Source organism: Telluria sp. AZSoR62, assembly GCF_058111565.1.
This window is the reverse complement of record NZ_JBYTST010000318.1, coordinates 1-270: the sequence shown is the minus strand read 5'-3', so window position 1 is coordinate 270 and position 270 is coordinate 1. Positions and strand designations below refer to the sequence as shown.

Below are 270 nucleotides of genomic sequence, written 5' to 3'. Positions count from 1 at the left end.
AGTAGGAAATCCGCCGCTGCCAGGCTATTCCGCGACAGCATGGTGCCGGAAGGGGCGTTGTCCATGATGATTACATCGTAGTCAGAAAGGTCGCAGTGAGGAATCTCACCCTTTCGCGCTTTTTCAATAAAAAGCGAGTAGCGGAAATCTGCCCCTGGTGCGTTGCGTAGGACCAAATCCATATCGTCCAGGGAGTCATAGGCAGGAATAAGATGTGGGCCGAACTCGCCGAACGGTTTCTTAATGACTTCACTCAGAGACATTGCCGTG

At 52.2% G+C, this 270-nt stretch carries 1 protein-coding gene; it reads right to left on the bottom strand.

Going from position 1 to position 270, the window contains the following annotated elements; translation table 11 throughout:
- On the bottom strand, positions 1-270 hold a 270-nt coding region (locus AC3XQU_RS23960; RefSeq protein WP_489876626.1), incomplete at both ends, for a ParA family protein.